Raw genomic sequence first — 20,049 nt, forward strand, 5'->3', positions numbered from 1 at the left:
GATTCGCACTCCGTCGCGCTCTTACCCTGGGTCTCTACTTGGCCTTCTGGATTTCTTCGATGGGTTCGCCTTCTTTTCCCCCATGGCATGGCCGTGTTGCGCTGCTGGGCATTGCGCTGGCGTTGTCGGCGGGTTGTTCGTCCTGGGTTGCTCACCCGCCTGCACAGTCACATCCAGAGCGCATCAATACCCTGAGCCACTTGCCGCAAGGTGTATCGGCCCAGGCGTTACCCGAGCGCTGGTGGCAGTTGTACAACGACCCGAAACTCGATGGGCTGGTGCAGCAGGCATTGCTGCACAACCGTGACCTGGCGGCAGCCCAGGCCCATGTGCAGGCGATGCTGGCCGGGATCATGCAGGCTGATGCCGAGCGTTGGCCGGCCACCCAGGCGTCACTGGGGGCGGCTTATGGCAAGACCGCCGATGATCAGACCCTGGCCAAGGCCACCGATAGCCATGCACCGTCAGAATGGGCGTTCAACCCGGGCTTCGAGCTGGCGTATCAAGTGGATGTGTGGGGCCAGGTCCAGCGCACGATCGAACGAGCCCAGGTGCAAGCCGCGGCGGCGCAGGACGCCGAAGACCTGTTGCGCATCACGGTCGTGGCGCAAACCACCCGCGCCTATGTGAATGCTTGTGCCCTCGGTGCTCGTGCCAAGGTCCAGCGTCATTCATTGGACGTGGTCGGGCGCAGCCTGGTGTTGATCGATCGCCAGCGCCAGGCCGGTGTGGTGACGGACCTTGAATACACGCGTATGCAAGCCTTGCAGGGCGAAACCCAGGCCTTGCTGCCGATGCTGGAGGCGCGTCGACAGGCTGCGCTGTATGAACTGGCAATGCTGACCGGCGTGGCTGATTTGGAACAAGGCGCTGGCGCTGCGAGCTGTGAGGTGGTTCCACACCTCAATGCCGAACTGCCGGTGGGCGATGGCTGGCAATTATTGGCGCGCCGCCCCGATATCCGTCAGGCCGAGAGAGCGTTGCAGGCGGCCACGCTGCAAGTGGATATCGTCCAGGCCGACCTGTATCCCAAGGTCACCTTCGGTGCTTCAGTGTCTTCCTCAGCCAACAAATTCCATGAGCTGGGCGACAGCAGCGCGGTGATGTTCGGCATCGGCCCGCTGATCACCTGGCAGTTCCCCAATTGGCGCGCCAACCGCGCACGGGTCAACCAGGCGCGGGCGCTTGAGCAGGTGGAGGTGGCGCAATTCGAGGCCAGCGTACTCAAGGCGCTCAAGGAGGTGCGCCAGGCCCTGGCCTTGTATGACGGCGAACGCCAGCGCCACGCGGCCTTGAGCCAGGCACTGGACAGCAGCCGCCACGCCTACAGGTTGGCCGAATTCAACTATGACGCCGGGTCTATCGACTTTCTGGACGTGCTGGACAGCGAGCGTGAACTGATCCGCTTGCAGGCCACTCGCGCCGACGCCGACGGCCAGTTGCTGCAACGCCAGATCAGCCTGTTTCAGGCGCTTGGCGGTGGTTGGCAGCCTTCAGCGCCCACCCACGCTCACACCACTTTTTCCGGTACCCAACCATGAATATCGCCGTTGATGAAAAAACTGCTGTCCAGGATGAACAGGCGCATACGCGCAGCCCACGCCGCAAAAGGCATCTGCTCCTGCTGGGCGGCGCTGCGCTGTTGATCGCTGCGGTGGTGTTCGGCGTGTACTGGATGACGGTCGGCCGCTACCTGGAACAGACCGATGATGCGTATGTGCGCGCCGACTGGATTCCCATCAGCCCGAAGGTCTCAGGCTATGTGGCCGAGGTGGTGGTGGAGGACGATCAGCCCGTCAAGGCCGGGGACGTGCTGGTGCGAATCGAGGACCGTGACTACCAGGCGCGCTTGGCACAAGCTCGTGCAGAACTGGCCGAGACCCAAGCCTCGGTGGCAGCGCAAGAGGCCAACCTGCACGTCACCGATAGCCTGATCGCCCAGCAAAAGGCCGGGGTTGCCCAGGCTGAGGCTCACGCCCGCAGTGTGGCCGCAGAATTGCGCCGCGCAAGCCTCGACCAGCGCCGCTACGAAGAGTTGGTGCGCGACCACGCCGCCAGCGCCCAGCGTCTGGAAACGACCGCCGCCAGCTACACCCAGGCCAATGCCGCGGTAGAAATTGCCAAGGCCATGCAACGCCAACAGGAAACCCGCTTGACCGTGGCCGTCACCCGACGCCAATTGGCCGAAGCTTCGCTCCAGCAGCAGATTGCCCGGCGCAGTCAGGCCCAGGCGCAGTTGAACCTGGCGACCCATGCCCTGGAAGACACTTTGATTCGCTCGCCCATCGACGGCGTGGTGGGGCAGCGCAAAGTGCGCACCCGCCAGTACGTCGCGCCAGGCTTGCCGCTGCTGGCAGTGGTGCCCTTGCAGCAGGCCTACGTGGTGGCCAACTACAAGGAAACCCAGTTGCGCGACATGCGTGCCGGCCAACCCGTGGACATCAGCATCGACAGCTATTCAGGACGCAAGCTCAAGGGCCATGTGATGAGTTTCTCGCCAGGTTCCGGGGCAGTGTTCGCGCTGTTGCCGTCGGACAACGCCACCGGCAATTTCACCAAGATCGTGCAACGCTTTCCAGTGAAGATCGTCATTGATGAGCATGACGAAGGCGGACCTATTCTGCCGGGCATGTCGGTGATCACCACGGTGGACACTCGCCCAGATAAGCAGGGCGCTGCACATGACTGAAGCGGCTGAAAAGAGCGTCTCCTTTCGCGCCTGGGTGGCGGTAATCGGGGGGCTGTTCGGCTGTTTCATGGCCGGAATGAACGTGCACGTGACCAGCGCCGCGCTGCCTGAGATCGAAGGTTCCCTGGGGGCGACGTTCGAAGAAGGCTCGTGGATTTCCACCGCCTACCTGGTCGCGGAAATCGTGATGATCCCGCTGACCGCTTGGTTGGTGCAGGTGTTCTCTCTGCGGCGTGTGATGCTCGTGGGCTCGTTTGTGTTTCTGATGGCGTCCATAGCCTGTTCATGGGCGCCTAACCTGGAAGTGATGATCATCATTCGGGTGATCCAGGGCGCTGCCGGCGCAGTGCTGATTCCCTTGTCATTCCAACTGATCATCACTGAACTGCCGCCCAGCAAGATCGCGATGGGCATGGCCTTGTTCGCGCTCTCCAACAGCGTCGCCCAGGCCGCCGGGCCGTCCATTGGTGGCTGGCTGACCGATGCCTATTCCTGGCGCTGGATCTTTTACCTGCAACTGGCCCCTGGCATTCTCTTGCTGTTGGCGGTGGCATGGTCCATCGATGCCAAACCCATGCAGTTGAGCCTGCTCAAGCGCGGCGACTGGGGCGGCATCATCGCCATGATCGTCGGCCTGGGGGGCTTGCAGATTGTGCTGGAAGAAGGCGGGCGTAAGGACTGGTTCGGCTCCGATTTCATTGTGTGGATGTCGCTGGTCGCAGGCGTTGCCCTGGTGTACTTCGTACTGTCGCAGCTGTATGGCAGCCGCTCCTTTATCAACCTGCGTCTGCTCAAGAGCTACAACTTCGGAGTAGCCAGCGCGGCGATGTTCATCTTCGGCGGGGCCACGTTCGGCCTGGTGTTCCTGGTGCCCAATTACCTCTCCCAGTTGCAGGGTTACAACGCTCGGGAGATTGGCATCAGTCTGATCGCCTACGGCATGGTGCAACTGGTACTGGCGCCGTTCATGCCGCGCTTGATGAAGTGGCTCAACCCGAAACTGATGGTCGCCAGTGGCTTTTTCATCATGGCCCTGGGGTGCTACCTCGGTGCGCACCTGGACGTGGACAGCGCTGCCAACGTGATCATTCCTTCCACGGTGGTACGCGGTATCGGACAGCCGCTGATCATGGTGGCGCTTTCGGTACTGGCGGTGTCCGGGCTGGCCAAAGACGAAGCCGGCTCTGCCTCGGCGTTGTTCTCCATGCTGCGTAACCTTGGCGGTGCCGTGGGTACGGCAGGCCTGACGCAGATCGTCGCCCTGCGCGAACGCTTTCACTCCGAGCGGGTAGGGGAGTCGATCACACTGTTTTCCCCGTCCTTGCAGGAACGCCTGCGCGCCAGCATGGCTGACAGCGAGGGTTTTATCTTCAACCAACTGTTGCCCGCTCAACAGCAGGTTATCGAGGGCTTGATCCACACCGTGCGTCGCGAGGCGTACCTGATGGCCTATAGCGATGCGTTCTATGTGTCCTGTATCGCGTTGATCTTGTGTGGTGTCGCGGCCTTGGCATTACGGCAGTCAGCCAAGAACGCTTAACCACGCCAAGGAGGTGTTGAACTTGTACAGCCCACTGCGTTTGGTTGGAGCCCACTATCTGCCCCCCGGAAAAGAGGAGCTCTCTCATGCAACAACCCGATACCCTGGTCCGTAACCCGCTCGGCAACCCTGTAGTCGCCCGCGTCACCGTGAATGGCGATGCGCGCAGCGTGTGGAGTATCGTCGGAGATTTCGCTGGTTTCGCGAAATTCATTCCGGCGTTGTCCCATATCGAAATGACGGGCGAGGGCGTGCGTTCGGTCCGCAAGAAACTGTTCAAGGACGGCAACGTGGTGATTGAGCAACTCAACACCCGTGAAGACCAAGCCATGACGATGACCTGGTCACTGATTTACACCTCACTGAATATCGGCAACCTGTGGGCGCTGATGGAAGTGGCGCCGCAAGGCCCGAACCAGAGCCTGGTGACCTGGACCATCATTGGCCAGCCCTACACTGGCGGCAAGGAGGATATGCCGGCGTTCGAAGCGTTCCTGCAAGGCTTTGCCGATGATGCGATGAAGAACCTGCAGGCGCTGTTCAACTGACATGACGAGGGTGCTGGCACGCTGAGAATACGCCTTTTGTAGGAGCGAGCTTGCTCGCGAAAAACCTGAGGGCGCCGCGTACTTTCAACAGGCCAGCGCCATCGTTAACGTTCTTCGCGAGCAAGCTCGCTCCTACAGTGGGCCGGTATTAGCCTTTAGTTGATGGCCTGATCAATCCCCGCCTGCAAGGCCTGGCTCTCTCGATGGCCACCGGCGCGCAGAAGGCCCAGGTTCAAGGCTTGATCCTTGCGCGTAGCGTCGTCCTGTTTCTGGGTCAGTTCGTCCTTGGCCCCGAGTGCGAGGTTGACCGGTGATTTGGAGACATTCAGCCCGACATCGGCGCGGTAGTCGCTGCCTGCCAGTGTGGTTGCGGTGACCCTGGAACCGCCCAGCTCGACTTTGCCATGCTCGGCACTGATCCGCGCACCCGTGAGGCGCGTATCACCACCGACCTGCAGACTGACGCCCTGGCTGCCGCGAATGCCTGACGCCTGAGCGACGCTGTCCTTGATCACATGGCTGACGTCCAGGTTCAGGGTCGGGGTGTAGTTGGTGTTGCCACTCTTGTCACCGAACAACACGCTTTCAGCCGTATCGGCCACCTTGCTGCCGGTGGTGTTCTTGCCGCTGACAACGTAGCTGTCGCTGGTTTTTGGCCAGACCTTGTCCTTGAAGCCCGACAGGCGCGTGCCCAGCGCATCCTTCTTGTCTGCCAGGTAAGCCTTGGCCTTGTCCACGCGGGTGCCGAACGCGCCGCGGGGCTCGGGGTTCACGTCGTAACTGGCGCTGCGGGTGAGTTTTTCTTCCAGGCGTTCCTTGGCGTTGACCACGCTGTCGAGCACTTTGTCCTTGGCCGCAGCCAGGTGCCCGGTGCCCTTGTCGACCACGTTCTCCAATTTGTCGCGATGCTTGTCGAACGCGCCTTCGGCCTTGGCTTTTACGGTGTCCTTGAGCGGGCCGCTGGCCTTGGCGAGTTTATCGACCACGCCAGGCTGGTTTTTCTCGACATCCAGTTTGGCATCGACATGAACCTGGGTGCTGTTGACCTGGTCCTTGCGGCTTTCGACAACGAGGTCGCCGCCCACCTTGCCGCTCACCTGCTCGGCGTCGATGCGTGCGCCCGCCAGACGGGTATCGCCGGCACTGTTGATGACCACGGTATCGGCCTTGATCAGGCTGTCGTGCTGGGTGGTGCCTTGCACGTGATCCACATCGACCTTGGCCCGCGCATTGATGCCGCGTTGGGTCTTGGGTGTCTCGTGTTCACCGGCGTCGGCCAAGGTGGTCTTGCCCACGCTGGCGCCCGCGCCCAGGGTCACGCCCCAGCTGTCATGAGCCTGGGTCGACTGTGCCGACTCCTGCAGGACGCCGCCGTTTTGTGCGTCGAGGTTGACGCTGGCCGCGCTTACCTGAGTACCCTGCAAGTGAATGGCATCGGCTGCATCGGCACCGCTGGCGAGGCTGACCTTGCCGTTGCTGTGCAGTTGCCCGACGACTACGCCCTGGTCATCTTCGGCCACCTTGCCGATGTTGAAATTGGCGCTGAGGTTGCCGGTCTTGCTGCTGCTTTCGGCGCTGCTGGTTTTGCCGGCGCCAAGGGTCAGGCCGCCGCCCAGGTTACTGCCGTTGCTGACGTGGCGGTGGGTGGCGGCTTGCAGGTCCAGCTTGCCGCCGGCATTGAGGCTGATATCGCCGGTCTTGGCGGTGCCGGAGCCGATCTGCGTACCTTGCAGGGTCATGTCGCCGCCGCTGCCGAGTTGGATCGGCCCGTTGCCCTGGAGCGTCGCGACGCGTGCCTGGCTGTCCTGGGTGTCGAGGCGCTGGTTATCCAATTGCACACCGGCACCGAGGTTGATGTTGGTGCCATTGGCGCCGGGCGCTGTGCCCACGGTCAATGACGCGTTACCGCGCAACGTGCTGCTGGTGTTGCTCTGGGTGTCGTTAGCCTGGTTGAGCGCCAACTCACCGCCGGTCTTGAGGTTGACGCCTGCCTGGCCGCCGTTGAACTGGCTGCCTTCATAACTTGCATCGCCCTTGGTCTGGAGGCTCACGCCCTGGGTGCCCGCGTAGCTGCCGACCACTGCCGTGCTGCTGGCTTGGCGTACATCACGGCTGCCGCCACTGCCGCTGCCGCGTACATTCACGTCCTCGCCGGTGGTGGTGTAGACCCGCACGCCGACCTTGGCGTCCACGCCTTGCTCGCTGCTGCTGTGGGTATTGGCTGCCGCCTTGGCGATATGCTCGCCGGCATTGATGGTCAGCCCGCCCTCGGTGGCGCGGTACTGCGTGCCCTCATCCTGCAACTTGCCGACGCTATCGACCTGCACCGTGGCGCCACTGAATTGGCTGACCACGGCGGTGTTGTCCTGTTGTGTGCGGGTGCTGTGGGTATGCCCGACTTCCACGTCCAGCCCGACATTGGGTTGTTCGAATGCATCCAGCAAACCCGGCTGATGGAACTTGGCCTGGGCCACGCCTTCAACAGCTTTTTCGATCGGGCGGGTAATGCCTTTGTATTCCACATTGGCGCCGACATCGGCGGTCCAGCCGTTTTGCTTGTGGGTACTGGTCTCGGTGGAATGGGCGGCCAGGTTGTCGATCTGGCCCGCGTTGACCCGCAGCTCGGTGCCGGCCTTGGCCTGGGCACCCTCGCTGGTGAAGGTGTTGCCAGCATTGATGGTCAGCTTGCCGGTCGCGGCCACGGTGCTGGTTTGCGCGGTGGTTTTTTCAGCGGTGTCGTGGCTGCTCTGGTGGCTGAACTGAGCACCATTGCCTGCCCGATCAATGCCGCCGGTGTAGTAGAAACTGCCGCCGGTGGTGGTCTTGTCGACGGCTTCGGTGCGCTGGTCATGGGCGGCCAACAGCTCGACGTTTTTGCCGCTCAGGCTTGCATCGCCTTCGGTTGCCTGGAGGTTGGAGCCGCTGATGCTGACGTCACCACCGGCGTTAACCGCCACACTGGCGCCGTTGATGCTTGAAGCCTGCTGCCCGGTGGTGTCGGTCTGGCGGGTTTGCTGCTGGTCTTCATAGCTCAGACCCGCACGGTACTGGCGGCTGACACCTTCAGTTTCCTTGGCGTAGCCATCGAAGCCGCGGGTATGGGTACTGGTGGTGTCGTGGGCGGTGTTCTGCGCCGCAACGACCTTGATATCGCCCTTGGCATTCGCTTGCAGTTCACCCGCGGCAGACACCTGGGAGCCACTGACCGTGATGTCCTTGGCGCTTTGCAGCTTGAGGTTGCTGTCCGAGCGCAGGTTACTGGCAACCACGGTGCTGTCCTTGAGGTTCTTGCGGCTTTCATCCTTGGAGATGCCGAAGAACTTACTGTCGTTGCTGTAGCGGTTGTCGTGGGAGGTGTCTTGTACGCCGTCGATCACCAGCGAGCCTTTGTCGCTGATCACACTGGCCTGCTTGCCGCCTCGGGCCTGGCTGCCGCTGATGCGCACGTCGTCTGCCTGGACGATCAGCTTGCCGTCGGCATTCACCTTGCTGGCGGTGTTCAAGGTCTTGCCCTGGTTGCCGTCGCCGTTCTTGCCGAAGAAGCTGCCGCCGGTGAGGTCGCCTGCGTAGGTGTTGTCACTGCTGCTTTGGGTGCGGCTGGCGCTGGTGATGTCCACTTGGCGGCCTGCCAATTGGATGTCCCCTGGGGTTTTCAGCTCGGCGCCCTGCAATTGCAGTTTCTGTTTACTGGTCAGCTCCAGCGTGTGGCCGGCCTTGAGGCTGCTGGTGATGCTGCGCTGTTCGCTGCTGGATTTGTCCCAGTTGGCTTTCCACAGGTGCTTGCGATGGTTGCCCTGGTCGCGGGTCTCATGGGTTTCGGTAGCGGCAGTCACCTGCAGGTCGGCGCCGCTGTTGACGCGCAAAGCGTGGCCCGCTTCGACGTGGCTGGCTTTGATGTCGGCCTTGGCGCCGGAAGACAATGCCGCGTCCTGTTGGGCGACGAGCGTGTTGCCGTGCTGGCGGGAATCCTTGTCGGTGGTGGTGCGGTCGTAGGTTTCGTAGGTGAACAGCAAGTTGCTGTTGTTCCACTGCTCACGTTTTTCCTGAAGCTTGCGGCTTTCCAGGCTGCTGAGGGTCAGGTTGCGCCCGGCATCCAGCTTGACGTTGCGCCCGCCTACGTCAGTGGCGGCCAGGTTCAAGTCCTTGGCGCTGTGCAAGTCGACGTCGCCCTGGCGGCTCTGCACCCCGGCGCGGGTGGCGTCGAGGCTGTTGGCGTGAACTTGGCCGCTGACATCGAGGTCACCGGCCGAGCTGATCTTTACACCGTCAGTGCCTTGCACCTGCACACCACCCACACGTACCCCGGCCCCTTCGGCGGTGCTGATGATATTGATGCGCCCGGCCTGCATCGCGCCGAACAGGCGTGCGTCGATGCGTTGCTCCTGGGCCTTGCCGGCCGGGTCGACCTGGCGTACCTCGCCGCTGGCGAAATCCACCTGGTTGCGACCGACCGTGAGGTTCAATTGATCACGGGCACTGAGGCGACCCTCGCTGTCGATGCGTGGCGCGATCAGCTTGATGGAGCCCTCGCGGTTGTGCAGGCCCTGGCCCTGGATCGTCAGTTGGCCGTTGGCATCGCGGGTGCTCAAGGCTTGCAGCTTGCCGTCGTTGAGTTCCGGGCGGCCCACCACCAGGTTGGCGTTCGGGGTGTTGATGAAGCTGCCGCCATTGACCGAAATGCCGTTGGGGTTGGCCAGCACATAATCGGCGGCCTGGCCGAAAATCTCCTGGGCGCCGTTGAGGGCCGAGGCATTGCGGCTGATCACTTCGTTGAGGATCACGCTCGCCGCCTGGCCCTGGAACTGCGGGTTGGCCGCCAGTTGCCCGGCCAGTTGGGATTGGCCGGCCTGCAAGGCGTTGTTCAACACCAGGCCCTGGCGGTCGACGTTGTAGTCCAGAAACTGGTTGTGGGACAGGCCGCCGGCATTCGGCGCGACAATGTTGACGATGGGCACACCGCCCTGGTCTTGCAGTTGCGGCGTGCCGCCGGGGCCTGTGACGACGGTCACGCCGCCAGCCAGTACCAACTGTGGCAGCAGAAACAGGCTGGCAATGGCCCAGCGCAGTTTGCCCTGGGGTGAAAGGTGAAAGCTGTGTGAAGTAGTCGGCATAAATAATTTCGCTCTGTGTTGGCTGATCCGCGACGTGCGTTGTTCGTTGCAACGCTGCTGTGGTGGTCAGGTACGGCGGTTGTCTCAGGCTAAAAACAGCGGTGGTTCATATTTGCAGGCTCAGGCGTGTCAGCCAGACCTCCGGCTCCTGGCGAAAGCCTGTGGGGGTGTTGAGGTTGCGTTGGTAATCGATGTCCAGTTGCACGTTCTTCCAGCTCAGGTTGAGCCCAGCACTGGCACCGCTCAGGCGTTGGCTCTGGGCGCCGTGTTCGTGCTTGACCCACGCATTGTCCAGGCCCAGGCGCGGGGTGAGCTTCACCGGCAAGCCCGTGTTGAGCGGCAGGCGCAAGGTGTTGCGCCATACCGCACCCATGGCGCCGGAGCTGCTGTTTTCGCGGTAGCCACGCACGGCCGAGTCATCGGTGATCAGCAGTTGTTCGATGGCAGGCAATGCATCCTCGCTGTACTGCACCGACAGCTGGCTTTGCCACTGCCATGGCTGCGCCGACCATTGGCCGTTGCGCCATTGGGTGAGGTTGGCGCGGTACTTGTGGAACTGTGCCTTGGGGTGTTTTTTTTGCACCTGGTCGGCATCCCGATCGGCGCCGAACCACGTCAGGCCCTGGGCGTAATTGACGTCCAGGTTCCATACCGCACTATTGAGCCAGAACAGGTTGAGGCCCGCTTCGGCCACCGTCAGCGTCGGGCTCTGAATGTCCAGACGGACCTTTTGCAGGTAACTGTCGACGTCCTTGTAGGCCAGTTGCAGGTTGGCGCTCAGTTGGTGGCTCTGGTCGCGCCACAGCACGCGGTCGCTGCGCAGGCTGAGCTGATCGGTGCGGCCACTGTTGTAAAGCGTCGTGCGGCTGAGCTTGAACGGTGAGCGGTATTCGGCATGGCTGGCGAACAGGCTGTAGGTCCAGTAACCGTAAGGGATGGAATAGAACAGGCTGTGGCTGCGGCTGTAGCGTGGCCCATGGTTGAGCGTGTCACTGAAGCTCAGGTTGAGCGAGTCGTTGATTTGCAACGGGCTGTCCAGGCTCACGCTGATGGCGTTGCGATCACGGCCGGTGCCGGCGCTGCCGAGGTTATCCACCCCAAGCCCGAGCGCCCAGCGCGAGGCACTGCTGCGCGAGCGCAGGATGATGCGTGAGGCGCCGGGTGTGCTGCCGGGGGCGATGTCGGCGGTCAGGTCCACCGAGCGCAGGCGGTTGAGCTGGTCCAGGCCCTGCTCCAGGTCGCGCAGGTTCAGTGGTTTGCCGAGCATCCCGGGGAATGCCCCGCCCAGCGCCACCGGCAGGCTCTGATCGGCCAACTCGATGGCCTCCAGGTAGCCTTCTTCGACATGAATATCCAACGGCTGCCCGGCGGCCGGCGCACTGATCAGGTACGGGCGGCTGGCGATGTAACCGGCCTCGACGTACAGCTGGGTAATCTGCGCCAGCAGGCGGTTGATCTGCGTGACGCCCATGCACGGGGCCACGTAGGGTTGGATGTGTTTGTCCAGCTCGCTGCGGGTGAACAGCGTAACTCCGGCCAGACGTGTACCGCTCAGGGGCCAGCAACCTTCATCCTTGGCAGTCTCTTTTGGCATGGCCGGCGTGGCTGGTTGCGTGCCGAAACTGCCGCGCTGCATTTGGCGCTGGCGTTGCTCCAATTGTAATTGCTGCAAATCGCGCTGCTGTTGCTGCTGCAAGCGCAGGGCTTCCTGGCCGGGCTGTGGGCTATCGGCGGCAGCCACCGGCAGCGCCCACAGGCAGAGCAGGGCGATGCCCAGTTTTCGGGTACAACACAGGTGTGCGGTTGAGAGCTGATGTGGCAATCGACTTCCTTAAACGTAGAAATACACGCGATGCATCCGCCCGAGCCAAACAGTGAACTCAGCGGGACTTGCCACACTTGAGTGAGTGGTAGACGGTTTGTTACATCGCTGTAGGATTTATCACACAATACGTAAGAAAGGTCGCGTAATTAAGTGCTTTTATGCACATTTTTGGTGCGGCATGAGGTGTGCAGGCCCGTCATTCCTGCGTTTAAAGGCGTGTAAGTGGCAGAGGGATGGTTTGGATTGTTGTCAAGACTTCGCCTAATCGGCTGGGCCCGATCAAGGAACGGCAGCTTGCCTCGTTGCCAGATTAGGCTTTTGAATCCATTGGATATTCTGTAGCCTTGCGCAGCTTCCGCTTTACCCGTGCTTGATGAACAAAAACACTTCGTCCGGCGGCGCCCGAAGGGCTCCCGAGCCGGTGGTACACTCGACTTTCGCGCTACTGCGCCTGCAGGTCTTGCGAACATGACGCACATTTCCGAACGCCTACTGGTTCAAGCCCACCTCGACGCCAAACAGCCCAAGGTTCTCAGCGTTGCTGAAGAGGCAAGCTTGCGTACTGCCATCGCCGCCGAGCTCAAGGCTCAGGACGCGGTGCTGGTCGCCCACTTTTATTGCGACCCGGTGATTCAGGCCCTGGCCGAAGAAACCGGCGGCTGTGTTTCCGACTCCCTGGAAATGGCCCGCTTCGGCGCTGCCCACCCAGCCAAGACCGTGCTGGTGGCCGGTGTGCGATTCATGGGGGAGACCGCCAAGATCCTCACCCCGGAAAAACGCATCCTGATGCCTACCCTGGAAGCGACGTGCTCCCTGGACCTGGGGTGCCCGGTGGATGAGTTTTCTGCATTTTGTGATCAGCATCCCGAACGCACCGTGGTGGTGTACGCCAACACCTCGGCCGCGGTCAAAGCCCGTGCCGATTGGGTGGTGACCTCCAGTTGCGCACTGGAAATCGTCGAGAGCCTGATGGACAACGGCGAGACCATTATCTGGGGCCCGGACAAACACCTGGGCACCTACATCCAGCGCCAGACCGGCGCCGACATGCTGCTGTGGGACGGTGCCTGCATCGTGCACGAAGAGTTCAAGTCCAAGCAGCTGGAAGACATGAAGGCGTTGTACCCGGATGCGGCGATCCTGGTGCATCCGGAGTCACCGACTTCGGTGATCGAATTGGCGGACGCGGTGGGTTCCACCAGCCAACTGATCGCTGCGGCGCAACGCTTGCCGAACAAGACCTTTATCGTGGCGACTGATCGCGGCATCTTCTACAAGATGCAGCAGCTGTGTCCGGACAAGGTCTTCATCGAAGCACCCACCGCCGGCAACGGCGCCGCGTGTCGCAGCTGCGCGCACTGCCCGTGGATGGCGATGAATACGCTGGAGCGTACATTGCAGTGTTTGCGTGAGGGCAGTAACGAGATTTTCGTCGAGCCGTCGGTGATTCCGCAGGCGGTGCGGCCGCTCAAGCGGATGTTGGACTTCACCCAGGCTGCGCGGTTGAAACTGGCCGGCAACGCCTGAACACAAATCAAAATGTGGGAGCAGGCAAGCCAGCTCCCACAATTGATCGGCGATGTGCTTGAGTTACTTCTTTTGCTTCGGGATCCGCACCAGTTGCGTATCCGAATAGATGTCATGCCAGCTGCGTTTGTGTTTATCGAACAACGACCAGATAAACCCCAGCCCCACGCACAACCACGACGCAATCGACACCACAAAACGCAGCAACGCCTGCCACAGGCTGATCCGCGAGCCGTCGGCGTTTTGCACGCGTACGCCCCACACCTGCATGCCCAGGGTTTGCCCCGAATGGGTCCAGAACTTGGCGAAGAAACCAAACAGCACAAACAACAGGATCGTCGACAACAACGGGTCACCGTCCAGCGCGCCGGACTCGGTGAGTGTGCGCATCTTCGCTTCGCCGACGAAGGCGATCCAGACGAGCTTGTAGATGAACGCCGTGACGATCAGCAGGGCGGTGCACAACAGGAAGTCATAGAACATCGCTGCCAGGCGGCGGCCCAGGCCAACGGCGGGGAATTCGCCCTGGGGGCTCAACAGGGGTTTGGACATGGCAGGGCTCTCTGGAGAAAGCACGCAGTTTACGCAATGGCGCCCATAAAAAAGCCCCTGATGTCATATCAGGGGCTTTTTGTCGCAGCAAGGATCAGCCTTCTGCTTGAACTTCGTCAGCTTGCAGGCCTTTCTGGCCCTGAACTGAAACGAAGGTGACCTTCTGGCCTTCCTTCAGGCTCTTGAAGCCATTGCCCTGAATAGCGCGGAAATGCACGAACAGATCCGGGCCGCTTTCAGGAGTGATAAAACCAAAACCTTTTTCGTCGTTGAACCACTTGACGGTACCGCTCTGACGTCCACCTTTATCCGACATTTTCTTCTTTCCTTTGACGCTAAAAATTAATGACAGCCCCTTTCACACGAAAGAGTACTGGGCTGGGTTGCAGGAAAGTTAAGAGACGTCGAACGGGTTGTAGCAAACTACTTGAGCTACTGCCCAGGTCCAGGTTCCAAGCGACCCATGCAAACACAGTGAGCAAACTCTACGCCAACTAATATGAAAAAAACAAGCCCTGCGCAAGGCCCCGGTTTTGCTGGGGTGCATGACACTTTGTTGAATGCCGAGCAGCTGACTTATTCGATAGAGTAGTTCACTTGTTATAGGGCTATTCCTATAAAAATGACTATCGCAAATGCACTGTTTTATGGCGGTTGCGTTACAGTTTAGTGCACGTTAACGCAACCGCGTTACTTATGGAAACAATCCGTCAGCCGCGATAGTAACGTTGCGGCACAAATGGCATTTTACTTACACGTAGTGGCACCTTTTTCCCACGCACCAACGCAGACACTTCGGTATCCAGTGCAGTGAAGGCCGTGTCCAGGTAACCCATGGCCAGCGGGCCCCCCAGGCTCGGGCAAAAACCGCCGCTGCACACGGTGCCGATCACGGTGCCGTGTTCGTCGACAATCTCTGCACCTTCACGCACCGGGGTGCGCTCCTGAGGCAGCAAGCCCACGCGCTTGCGGCTGACGCCGGCTTGTTGCTGGGTGAAGATCCGGTCGGCGCCAGGGAAAGCGCCGGCACGCGGGCCATCGGCACGGCGGGCCTTGGAGATCGCCCACAACAGGCTGGCTTCGATCGGCGTGGTGTCGGTGTTCATGTCGTGGCCGTACAGGCACAGGCCGGCTTCCAGGCGCAGCGAATCGCGGGCGCCCAGGCCGATAGCCTGTACTTCGGCTTCGGCCAGCAGGCTGCGTGCGAGGCTTTCGGCATTTTCAGCCGGCACGGAGATTTCGAAGCCGTCTTCACCGGTATAGCCGGAGCGGCTGACATAGCAGTCCACGCCCAGCAAACGCAGGGTGGCGAATTGCATAAAGGTCATCCGGGTGACTTCAGGTGCCAACCGCGCCAGCACCTTCACCGCAGCCGGGCCTTGCAGGGCCAGCAGGGCGCGTTCTTCGAACAGCGGTTCGATGGTGCATTGGTCGCCGATGTGTTGACGCAGGTGTGCCAGGTCCTGGTCCTTGCAGGCGGCATTGACCACCAGGAACAGTTCGTCGTTGCCCAGGTTGGCCACCATCAAGTCGTCGAGGATGCCGCCTTGCTCGTTGGTGAACATGGCGTAGCGCTGCATGCCCACCGGCAGGTCGATGATGTCGACCGGCACCAGGGTTTCCAGGGCCTTGGCGGCATTGGCACCGGTCAGGCGGATCTGGCCCATGTGCGACACGTCGAACAACCCGGCCTGATCACGGGTGTGCTGGTGTTCCTTCATCACACCCAGCGGGTACTGCACCGGCATGTCGTAGCCGGCGAAGGGCACCATGCGTGCGCCCAGTTCGAGGTGCAGGGCGTGCAGAGGGGTTTTCAACAGGGTTTCGGTGGACATATTCAGCTCCTGAAAAACGTGCCGACGCGCTTGTGGGCGTCAGCACTCGATAATGTTGACCGCCAAACCGCCACGGGCGGTTTCCTTGTATTTGCTTTTCATATCGGCGCCGGTCTGGCGCATGGTGCGGATGACCTTGTCGAGGGATACAAAATGCTGCCCGTCGCCCCGCAGGGCCATGCGCACCGCATTGATCGCCTTTACCGAGCCCATCGCATTGCGCTCGATGCACGGCACCTGCACCAGCCCGCCAATTGGATCGCAGGTCAGGCCGAGGTTGTGTTCCATGCCGATCTCGGCGGCGTTTTCCACTTGGGACACGCTGCCGCCCAGCACTTCGCACAGGGCGCCCGCGGCCATGGAACAGGCCACGCCCACTTCACCCTGGCAGCCGACTTCGGCGCCCGAGATCGAGGCGTTTTCCTTGTACAGGATGCCGATGGCGGCGGCGGTGAGCAGGAAGCGCACCACGCCGTCTTCGTTAGCGCCCGGGATAAAGCGCATGTAGTAATGCAGCACCGCCGGCACGATCCCCGCTGCACCGTTGGTGGGCGCGGTGACCACGCGCCCGCCATTGGCGTTTTCTTCGTTGACCGCCAGGGCGTAGAGGTTGACCCAGTCCAACACCGACAGCGGGTCGCGCAGGGCGGACTCGGGGTTCTTGCACAACTGCCTGTGCAGCGCCGCCGCCCGGCGCTTGACCTTCAAGCCTCCGGGCAAGATGCCTTCGTTGCGACAGCCAGCGTCGACGCAGTCCTGCATGACCTGCCAGATTTTCAACAGGCCGCTGCGGGTTTCCGCTTCAGGGCGCCAGGCGCTTTCATTGGTCAGCATCACCTGGCTGATAGACAGGCCATAGGTGGTGCAATGGCCGAGCAGGTCCTTGGCGTGCTTGAACGGGAAGGTCAAGGGCGTGGCGTCTTCGACGATCCGGTCGGCGCCGGCAGCGTCTTCATCCACCACAAACCCACCACCGACCGAGTAGTACTCGCGGCTGCGAATCTGGATACCGGCGGCGTCAAAGGCGCGGAAGATCATGCCGTTGGGATGATAGGCGAGGGGTTTGCGAATCATCGCCAGGTGTTCTTTCTCGTTGAACGCAATGCTGTGTTCACCGAGCAGGTTGAGGCGCCCGTCACTGCGCATCTGAGACAGGCGTGCAGCTACGGTTTCGGTATTGACGGTGTCCGGGTGTTCACCTTCCAGGCCCAGCAGTACGGCCTTGTCGCTGCCGTGGCCTTTGCCGGTGGCGCCGAGCGAGCCATAGAGTTCCACTTTGATGCCGGTGGTGGCGCTCAGCAGGTTGTCACGCTTGAGGCCCTCGACGAATCGAGCCGCCGCACGCATCGGGCCGACGGTGTGGGAGCTGGAGGGGCCGATGCCAATCTTGAACAGGTCGAACACGCTAAGGGACATGGTTGTTCTCCGGTTTCTTATTATTCTTGAGGCCGTACTCGGTCAAGTGTGGGAGGGGGCTTGCTCCCGATGGCGGTGCGTCAGTCACCAGATCTAATAACTGACCCTCCGCTATCGGGAGCAAGCCCCCTCCCACATTTAGACTGAGTACCTCTTCAGTTATGCATAGCTCTCGATCGACGGGCACGCACACACCAGGTTGCGATCGCCAAACACGTTGTCGACCCGGCCAACCGGTGGCCAGTATTTGCCTTCGATCAATGACGGCACCGGGTACACCGCTTGTTCGCGGGTGTATGGATGCGTCCACTCGCTCACCAATTCAGCCGCGGTGTGTGGTGCGTTTTTCAGCGGGTTGTCGTCCTTGTCCAACGTGCCGTTTTCCACTGCACGGATCTCTTCGCGGATGGCGATCATGGCATCGCAGAAGCGGTCCAGTTCTTCCTTGGATTCACTTTCGGTCGGCTCGATCATCAAGGTGCCGGCCACCGGGAACGACATGGTCGGCGCATGGAAACCAAAATCGATCAGGCGCTTGGCCACGTCGTCCACACTGATGCCGCTGCTGTCTTTCAACGGGCGCAGGTCGAGGATGCATTCGTGGGCCACCAGGCCGTTGCTACCGGTATAGAGCACGGGGTAATGCTCTTCGAGGCGACGGGAAATGTAGTTGGCATTCAGGATCGCCAACTGCGACGCGCGCTTGAGGCCGGCGCCGCCCATCATGCTGATGTACATCCAGGTGATCGGCAAAATGCTCGCGCTGCCGAACGGTGCGGCGCATACCGCGCCTTCCTTGCGTTCCATGGCCGCGTGGCCGGGCAGGAACGGCGTGAGGTGCGACTTGACGCCAATCGGGCCAACACCCGGGCCGCCACCGCCATGGGGGATGCAGAAGGTCTTGTGCAGGTTCAGGTGGGACACGTCGCCGCCGAACTTGCCCGGTGCGCAGAGGCCGACCATCGCGTTCATGTTGGCGCCGTCGATGTACACCTGGCCGCCGTTGTCGTGGATGATCCCGCAGATTTCGCGGATGCCTTCCTCGAACACACCGTGAGTGGACGGGTAGGTGATCATCAGCGCGGCGAGGTGCTCACGGTGTTCGATGGCCTTGGCGCGCAGGTCTTCGATGTCCACGTTGCCGCGCGCATCGCAAGCGGTCACCACTACGCGCATACCGGCCATGTTGGCGGTGGCGGGGTTGGTGCCGTGGGCCGACGACGGGATCAGGCAGATGTCGCGACGTTCTTCGCCACGGCTCTGGTGATAGGCGCGGATGGCCAGGAGGCCTGCGTATTCACCCTGGGAACCAGCGTTGGGCTGCAAGGAGATCGCATCGTAGCCGGTGGCCGCGCAGAGCATGGCTTCCAGTTCGGTGGTCAGTTGCAGGTAGCCGGCGCTTTGTGCGGCGGGGGCGAAAGGGTGCAGGGCACCGAACTCGGCCCAGGTCACCGGGATCATTTCGCTGGCCGCGTTGAGCTTCATGGTGCACGAGCCCAGCGGGATCATGGTGCGGTCCAGGGCCAGGTCCTTGTCGGCCAGCTTGCGCAGGTAGCGCATCAGCTCGGTTTCCGAGTGATAACGGTTGAACACCGGGTGGCTGAGGATCGGCGACTGGCGCAGCAGGGCGCTCGGCAGGGTGCTTTGGGTTGCAGCAAAGGCCGGCAGGGTTTTGCCGTCGGCGAAGATGGCCCACAAGGCCTGGATATCAGCCTGGGTGGTGGTTTCGTCGACCGACAGGCCAACACGCTCGGCGTCCACGACGCGCAGGTTGATGCGCTGGGCGCGGGCCTTGTCATGCAGGGCGGCGGTGTTGCTACCGGTGTTGATCGTCAGGGTGTCGAAGAAGTGTTGCTGCTCGACTTTCAAGCCCAGGGCCGTCAAGCCCTTGGCCAGGATCGCGGTCAGTTGGTGAATGCGCTGGGCGATCTGGGTCAGTCCCTTGGGACCGTGGTACACGGCGTACATGCTGGCGATGTTGGCCAGCAGCACCTGCGCGGTGCAGATATTGCTGGTGGCTTTCTCGCGACGGATATGTTGCTCGCGGGTCTGCATGGCCAAGCGCAGGGCCGGCTTGCCGAAGCGGTCTACCGACACGCCGACCAGACGGCCTGGCATATCGCGCTTGAATGCATCCTTGGTGGAGAAGTACGCCGCGTGCGGGCCACCGAAGCCCAGCGGCACGCCGAAGCGTTGTGCGCTGCCAATGGCGACGTCGGCGCCGAATTCACCCGGCGGGGTCAGCAGGGTCAGGGCCAGCAGGTCGGCGGCCACGGCTACCAGTGCGTTGGCGGCGTGGAAGCGCTCGGTCAGTTCGCGGTAGTCGAATACATCGCCGTTGCTGGCCGGGTATTGCAGCAGGGCGCCGAAGAACGCGCTGACATCGGTCAACTCGCGCTCATCGCCGACCACCACCTCGATGCCCAAGGGTTCGGCACGGGTGCGCAAGACGTCGAGAGTTTGCGGGTGGCTGTGCACCGAGGCGAAGAAGGCGTTGCTGCCCTTGTTCTTGCTCAAGCGCTTGCAGAAGGTCATGGCTTCGGCGGCGGCGGTGGCTTCGTCGAGCAGGGAGGCGTTGGCGATCGGCAGGTCGGTAAGGTCACTGATCAGGGTCTGGAAGTTCAGCAGCGCTTCCAGGCGGCCTTGGGAAATCTCTGGCTGGTACGGGGTGTAGGCGGTGTACCAGGCCGGGTTTTCCAGCAGGTTGCGCAGGATCGGCGACGGTGTATGGCAGTTGTAGTAGCCCTGGCCGATGTAGGTTTTGAACAGTTGGTTCTGCCCGGCAATGGCCTTGATCTTGGCCAGGGCCTCGGCTTCGCTCAAGCCGTCTTCCAGGCCGAGCACGCTGGTGCCCTTGATGCTTTCCGGGATCACGCTGGCGCTGAGGGCTTCGAGGGAATCAAAGCCCAGGCTGGCGAGCATTTGCTGCTCATCTTCCTGGCGCGGGCCGATGTGGCGGGCGATGAATTCGTTGGCGGTGGTCAGATTAACGGTCATGGCGCGCTC

The 20,049-nt window shown here is 61.8% G+C and carries 12 protein-coding genes and 1 pseudogene; 5 read left to right on the forward strand and 8 right to left on the reverse strand.

The window, feature by feature from the left end:
• Window positions 1-59: 59 nt before the first annotated feature.
• From E3O56_RS26080 to E3O56_RS26095, 4 genes are all read left to right on the forward strand, one after another.
• A complete protein-coding gene (locus E3O56_RS26080) occupies window positions 60-1,541 on the forward strand; it encodes a TolC family protein (protein WP_248129181.1) in 1,482 nt (493 codons plus the stop codon).
• Window positions 1,538-2,689, forward strand: a complete 1,152-nt coding sequence (locus tag E3O56_RS26085) for an HlyD family secretion protein (RefSeq protein WP_248129182.1) — start codon at window positions 1,538-1,540, stop codon at window positions 2,687-2,689. The genes E3O56_RS26080 and E3O56_RS26085 overlap by 4 nt, the downstream gene beginning before the upstream one ends.
• Entirely contained in the window at window positions 2,682-4,229 is a 1,548-nt protein-coding gene (locus E3O56_RS26090) for an MDR family MFS transporter (RefSeq protein WP_248129183.1), read from the forward strand. Before E3O56_RS26085 ends, E3O56_RS26090 begins: the two co-directional genes overlap by 8 nt.
• Window positions 4,230-4,315: 86 nt before the next feature.
• The gene (locus E3O56_RS26095; protein WP_103734725.1) at window positions 4,316-4,777 is read left to right on the forward strand and encodes an SRPBCC family protein; all 462 of its coding nucleotides are present in this window, start codon (window positions 4,316-4,318) and stop codon (window positions 4,775-4,777) included.
• A 37-nt stretch (window positions 4,778-4,814) separates the two neighbouring features.
• On the opposite strand, the pseudogene E3O56_RS26100 reads toward E3O56_RS26095, so the two are convergent.
• From E3O56_RS26100 to E3O56_RS26110, 3 genes and pseudogenes are all read right to left on the reverse strand, one after another.
• Window positions 4,815-4,901 (reverse strand): annotated as a pseudogene (locus E3O56_RS26100) (outer membrane lipoprotein carrier protein LolA); the annotation flags it as partial.
• A gap of 31 nt (window positions 4,902-4,932) precedes the next feature.
• Window positions 4,933-9,888, reverse strand: a complete 4,956-nt coding sequence (locus E3O56_RS26105) for a hemagglutinin repeat-containing protein (protein WP_248129184.1) — start codon at window positions 9,886-9,888, stop codon at window positions 4,933-4,935.
• A 106-nt stretch (window positions 9,889-9,994) separates the two neighbouring features.
• A complete protein-coding gene (locus E3O56_RS26110; protein ID WP_248129185.1) occupies window positions 9,995-11,710 on the reverse strand; it encodes a ShlB/FhaC/HecB family hemolysin secretion/activation protein in 1,716 nt (571 codons plus the stop codon).
• A 471-nt stretch (window positions 11,711-12,181) separates the two neighbouring features.
• On the opposite strand from E3O56_RS26110, the gene nadA reads away from it, so the two are divergent.
• The gene (nadA, locus tag E3O56_RS26115; RefSeq protein WP_032879720.1) at window positions 12,182-13,240 is read left to right on the forward strand and encodes a quinolinate synthase NadA; all 1,059 of its coding nucleotides are present in this window, start codon (window positions 12,182-12,184) and stop codon (window positions 13,238-13,240) included.
• Window positions 13,241-13,303: 63 nt separating this feature from the next.
• Here nadA and E3O56_RS26120 read toward each other — a convergent pair whose 3' ends face one another.
• The 5 genes from E3O56_RS26120 to gcvP form a co-directional block, all read right to left on the reverse strand.
• Window positions 13,304-13,792 (reverse strand): RDD family protein, encoded by a 489-nt coding sequence (locus E3O56_RS26120; RefSeq protein ID WP_034128556.1) that lies wholly within the window; start codon window positions 13,790-13,792, stop codon window positions 13,304-13,306.
• Window positions 13,793-13,886: 94 nt separating this feature from the next.
• Window positions 13,887-14,108 carry a cold-shock protein gene (locus E3O56_RS26125; protein WP_014719702.1) on the reverse strand — a complete coding sequence of 74 codons (222 nt, stop codon included), beginning with the start codon at window positions 14,106-14,108 and terminating at the stop codon, window positions 13,887-13,889.
• Between the two features lie 394 nt (window positions 14,109-14,502).
• A complete protein-coding gene (gcvT, locus tag E3O56_RS26130) occupies window positions 14,503-15,627 on the reverse strand; it encodes a glycine cleavage system aminomethyltransferase GcvT (RefSeq protein ID WP_248129186.1) in 1,125 nt (374 codons plus the stop codon).
• A 39-nt stretch (window positions 15,628-15,666) separates the two neighbouring features.
• Window positions 15,667-17,043 carry an L-serine ammonia-lyase gene (locus tag E3O56_RS26135; RefSeq protein WP_248129187.1) on the reverse strand — a complete coding sequence of 459 codons (1,377 nt, stop codon included), beginning with the start codon at window positions 17,041-17,043 and terminating at the stop codon, window positions 15,667-15,669.
• 159 nt (window positions 17,044-17,202) lie between these two features.
• Window positions 17,203-20,040, reverse strand: a complete 2,838-nt coding sequence (gcvP, locus tag E3O56_RS26140; protein WP_248129188.1) for an aminomethyl-transferring glycine dehydrogenase — start codon at window positions 20,038-20,040, stop codon at window positions 17,203-17,205.
• Between the last annotated feature and the right edge of the window lie 9 nt (window positions 20,041-20,049).

Source organism: Pseudomonas sp. W2Aug9 (assembly GCF_023127755.1).
Lineage (GTDB): Bacteria > Pseudomonadota > Gammaproteobacteria > Pseudomonadales > Pseudomonadaceae > Aquipseudomonas > Aquipseudomonas synxantha_A.

Excerpts from the sequence above, each read along its gene's own strand:
- E3O56_RS26080 (WP_248129181.1), top strand. The coding sequence starts at position 60 with ATGGGTTCGCCTTCTTTTCCCCCATGGCATGGCCGTGTTGCGCTGCTG.
- E3O56_RS26085 (WP_248129182.1), top strand. The coding sequence starts at position 1,538 with ATGAATATCGCCGTTGATGAAAAAACTGCTGTCCAGGATGAACAGGCG.
- E3O56_RS26090 (WP_248129183.1), top strand. The coding sequence starts at position 2,682 with ATGACTGAAGCGGCTGAAAAGAGCGTCTCCTTTCGCGCCTGGGTGGCG.
- E3O56_RS26095 (WP_103734725.1), top strand. The coding sequence starts at position 4,316 with ATGCAACAACCCGATACCCTGGTCCGTAACCCGCTCGGCAACCCTGTA.
- E3O56_RS26105 (WP_248129184.1), bottom strand. The coding sequence starts at position 9,888 with ATGCCGACTACTTCACACAGCTTTCACCTTTCACCCCAGGGCAAACTG.
- nadA (WP_032879720.1), top strand. The coding sequence starts at position 12,182 with ATGACGCACATTTCCGAACGCCTACTGGTTCAAGCCCACCTCGACGCC.
- E3O56_RS26120 (WP_034128556.1), bottom strand. The coding sequence starts at position 13,792 with ATGTCCAAACCCCTGTTGAGCCCCCAGGGCGAATTCCCCGCCGTTGGC.
- E3O56_RS26125 (WP_014719702.1), bottom strand. The coding sequence starts at position 14,108 with ATGTCGGATAAAGGTGGACGTCAGAGCGGTACCGTCAAGTGGTTCAAC.
- gcvT (WP_248129186.1), bottom strand. The coding sequence starts at position 15,627 with ATGTCCACCGAAACCCTGTTGAAAACCCCTCTGCACGCCCTGCACCTC.
- E3O56_RS26135 (WP_248129187.1), bottom strand. The coding sequence starts at position 17,043 with ATGTCCCTTAGCGTGTTCGACCTGTTCAAGATTGGCATCGGCCCCTCC.
- gcvP (WP_248129188.1), bottom strand. The coding sequence starts at position 20,040 with ATGACCGTTAATCTGACCACCGCCAACGAATTCATCGCCCGCCACATC.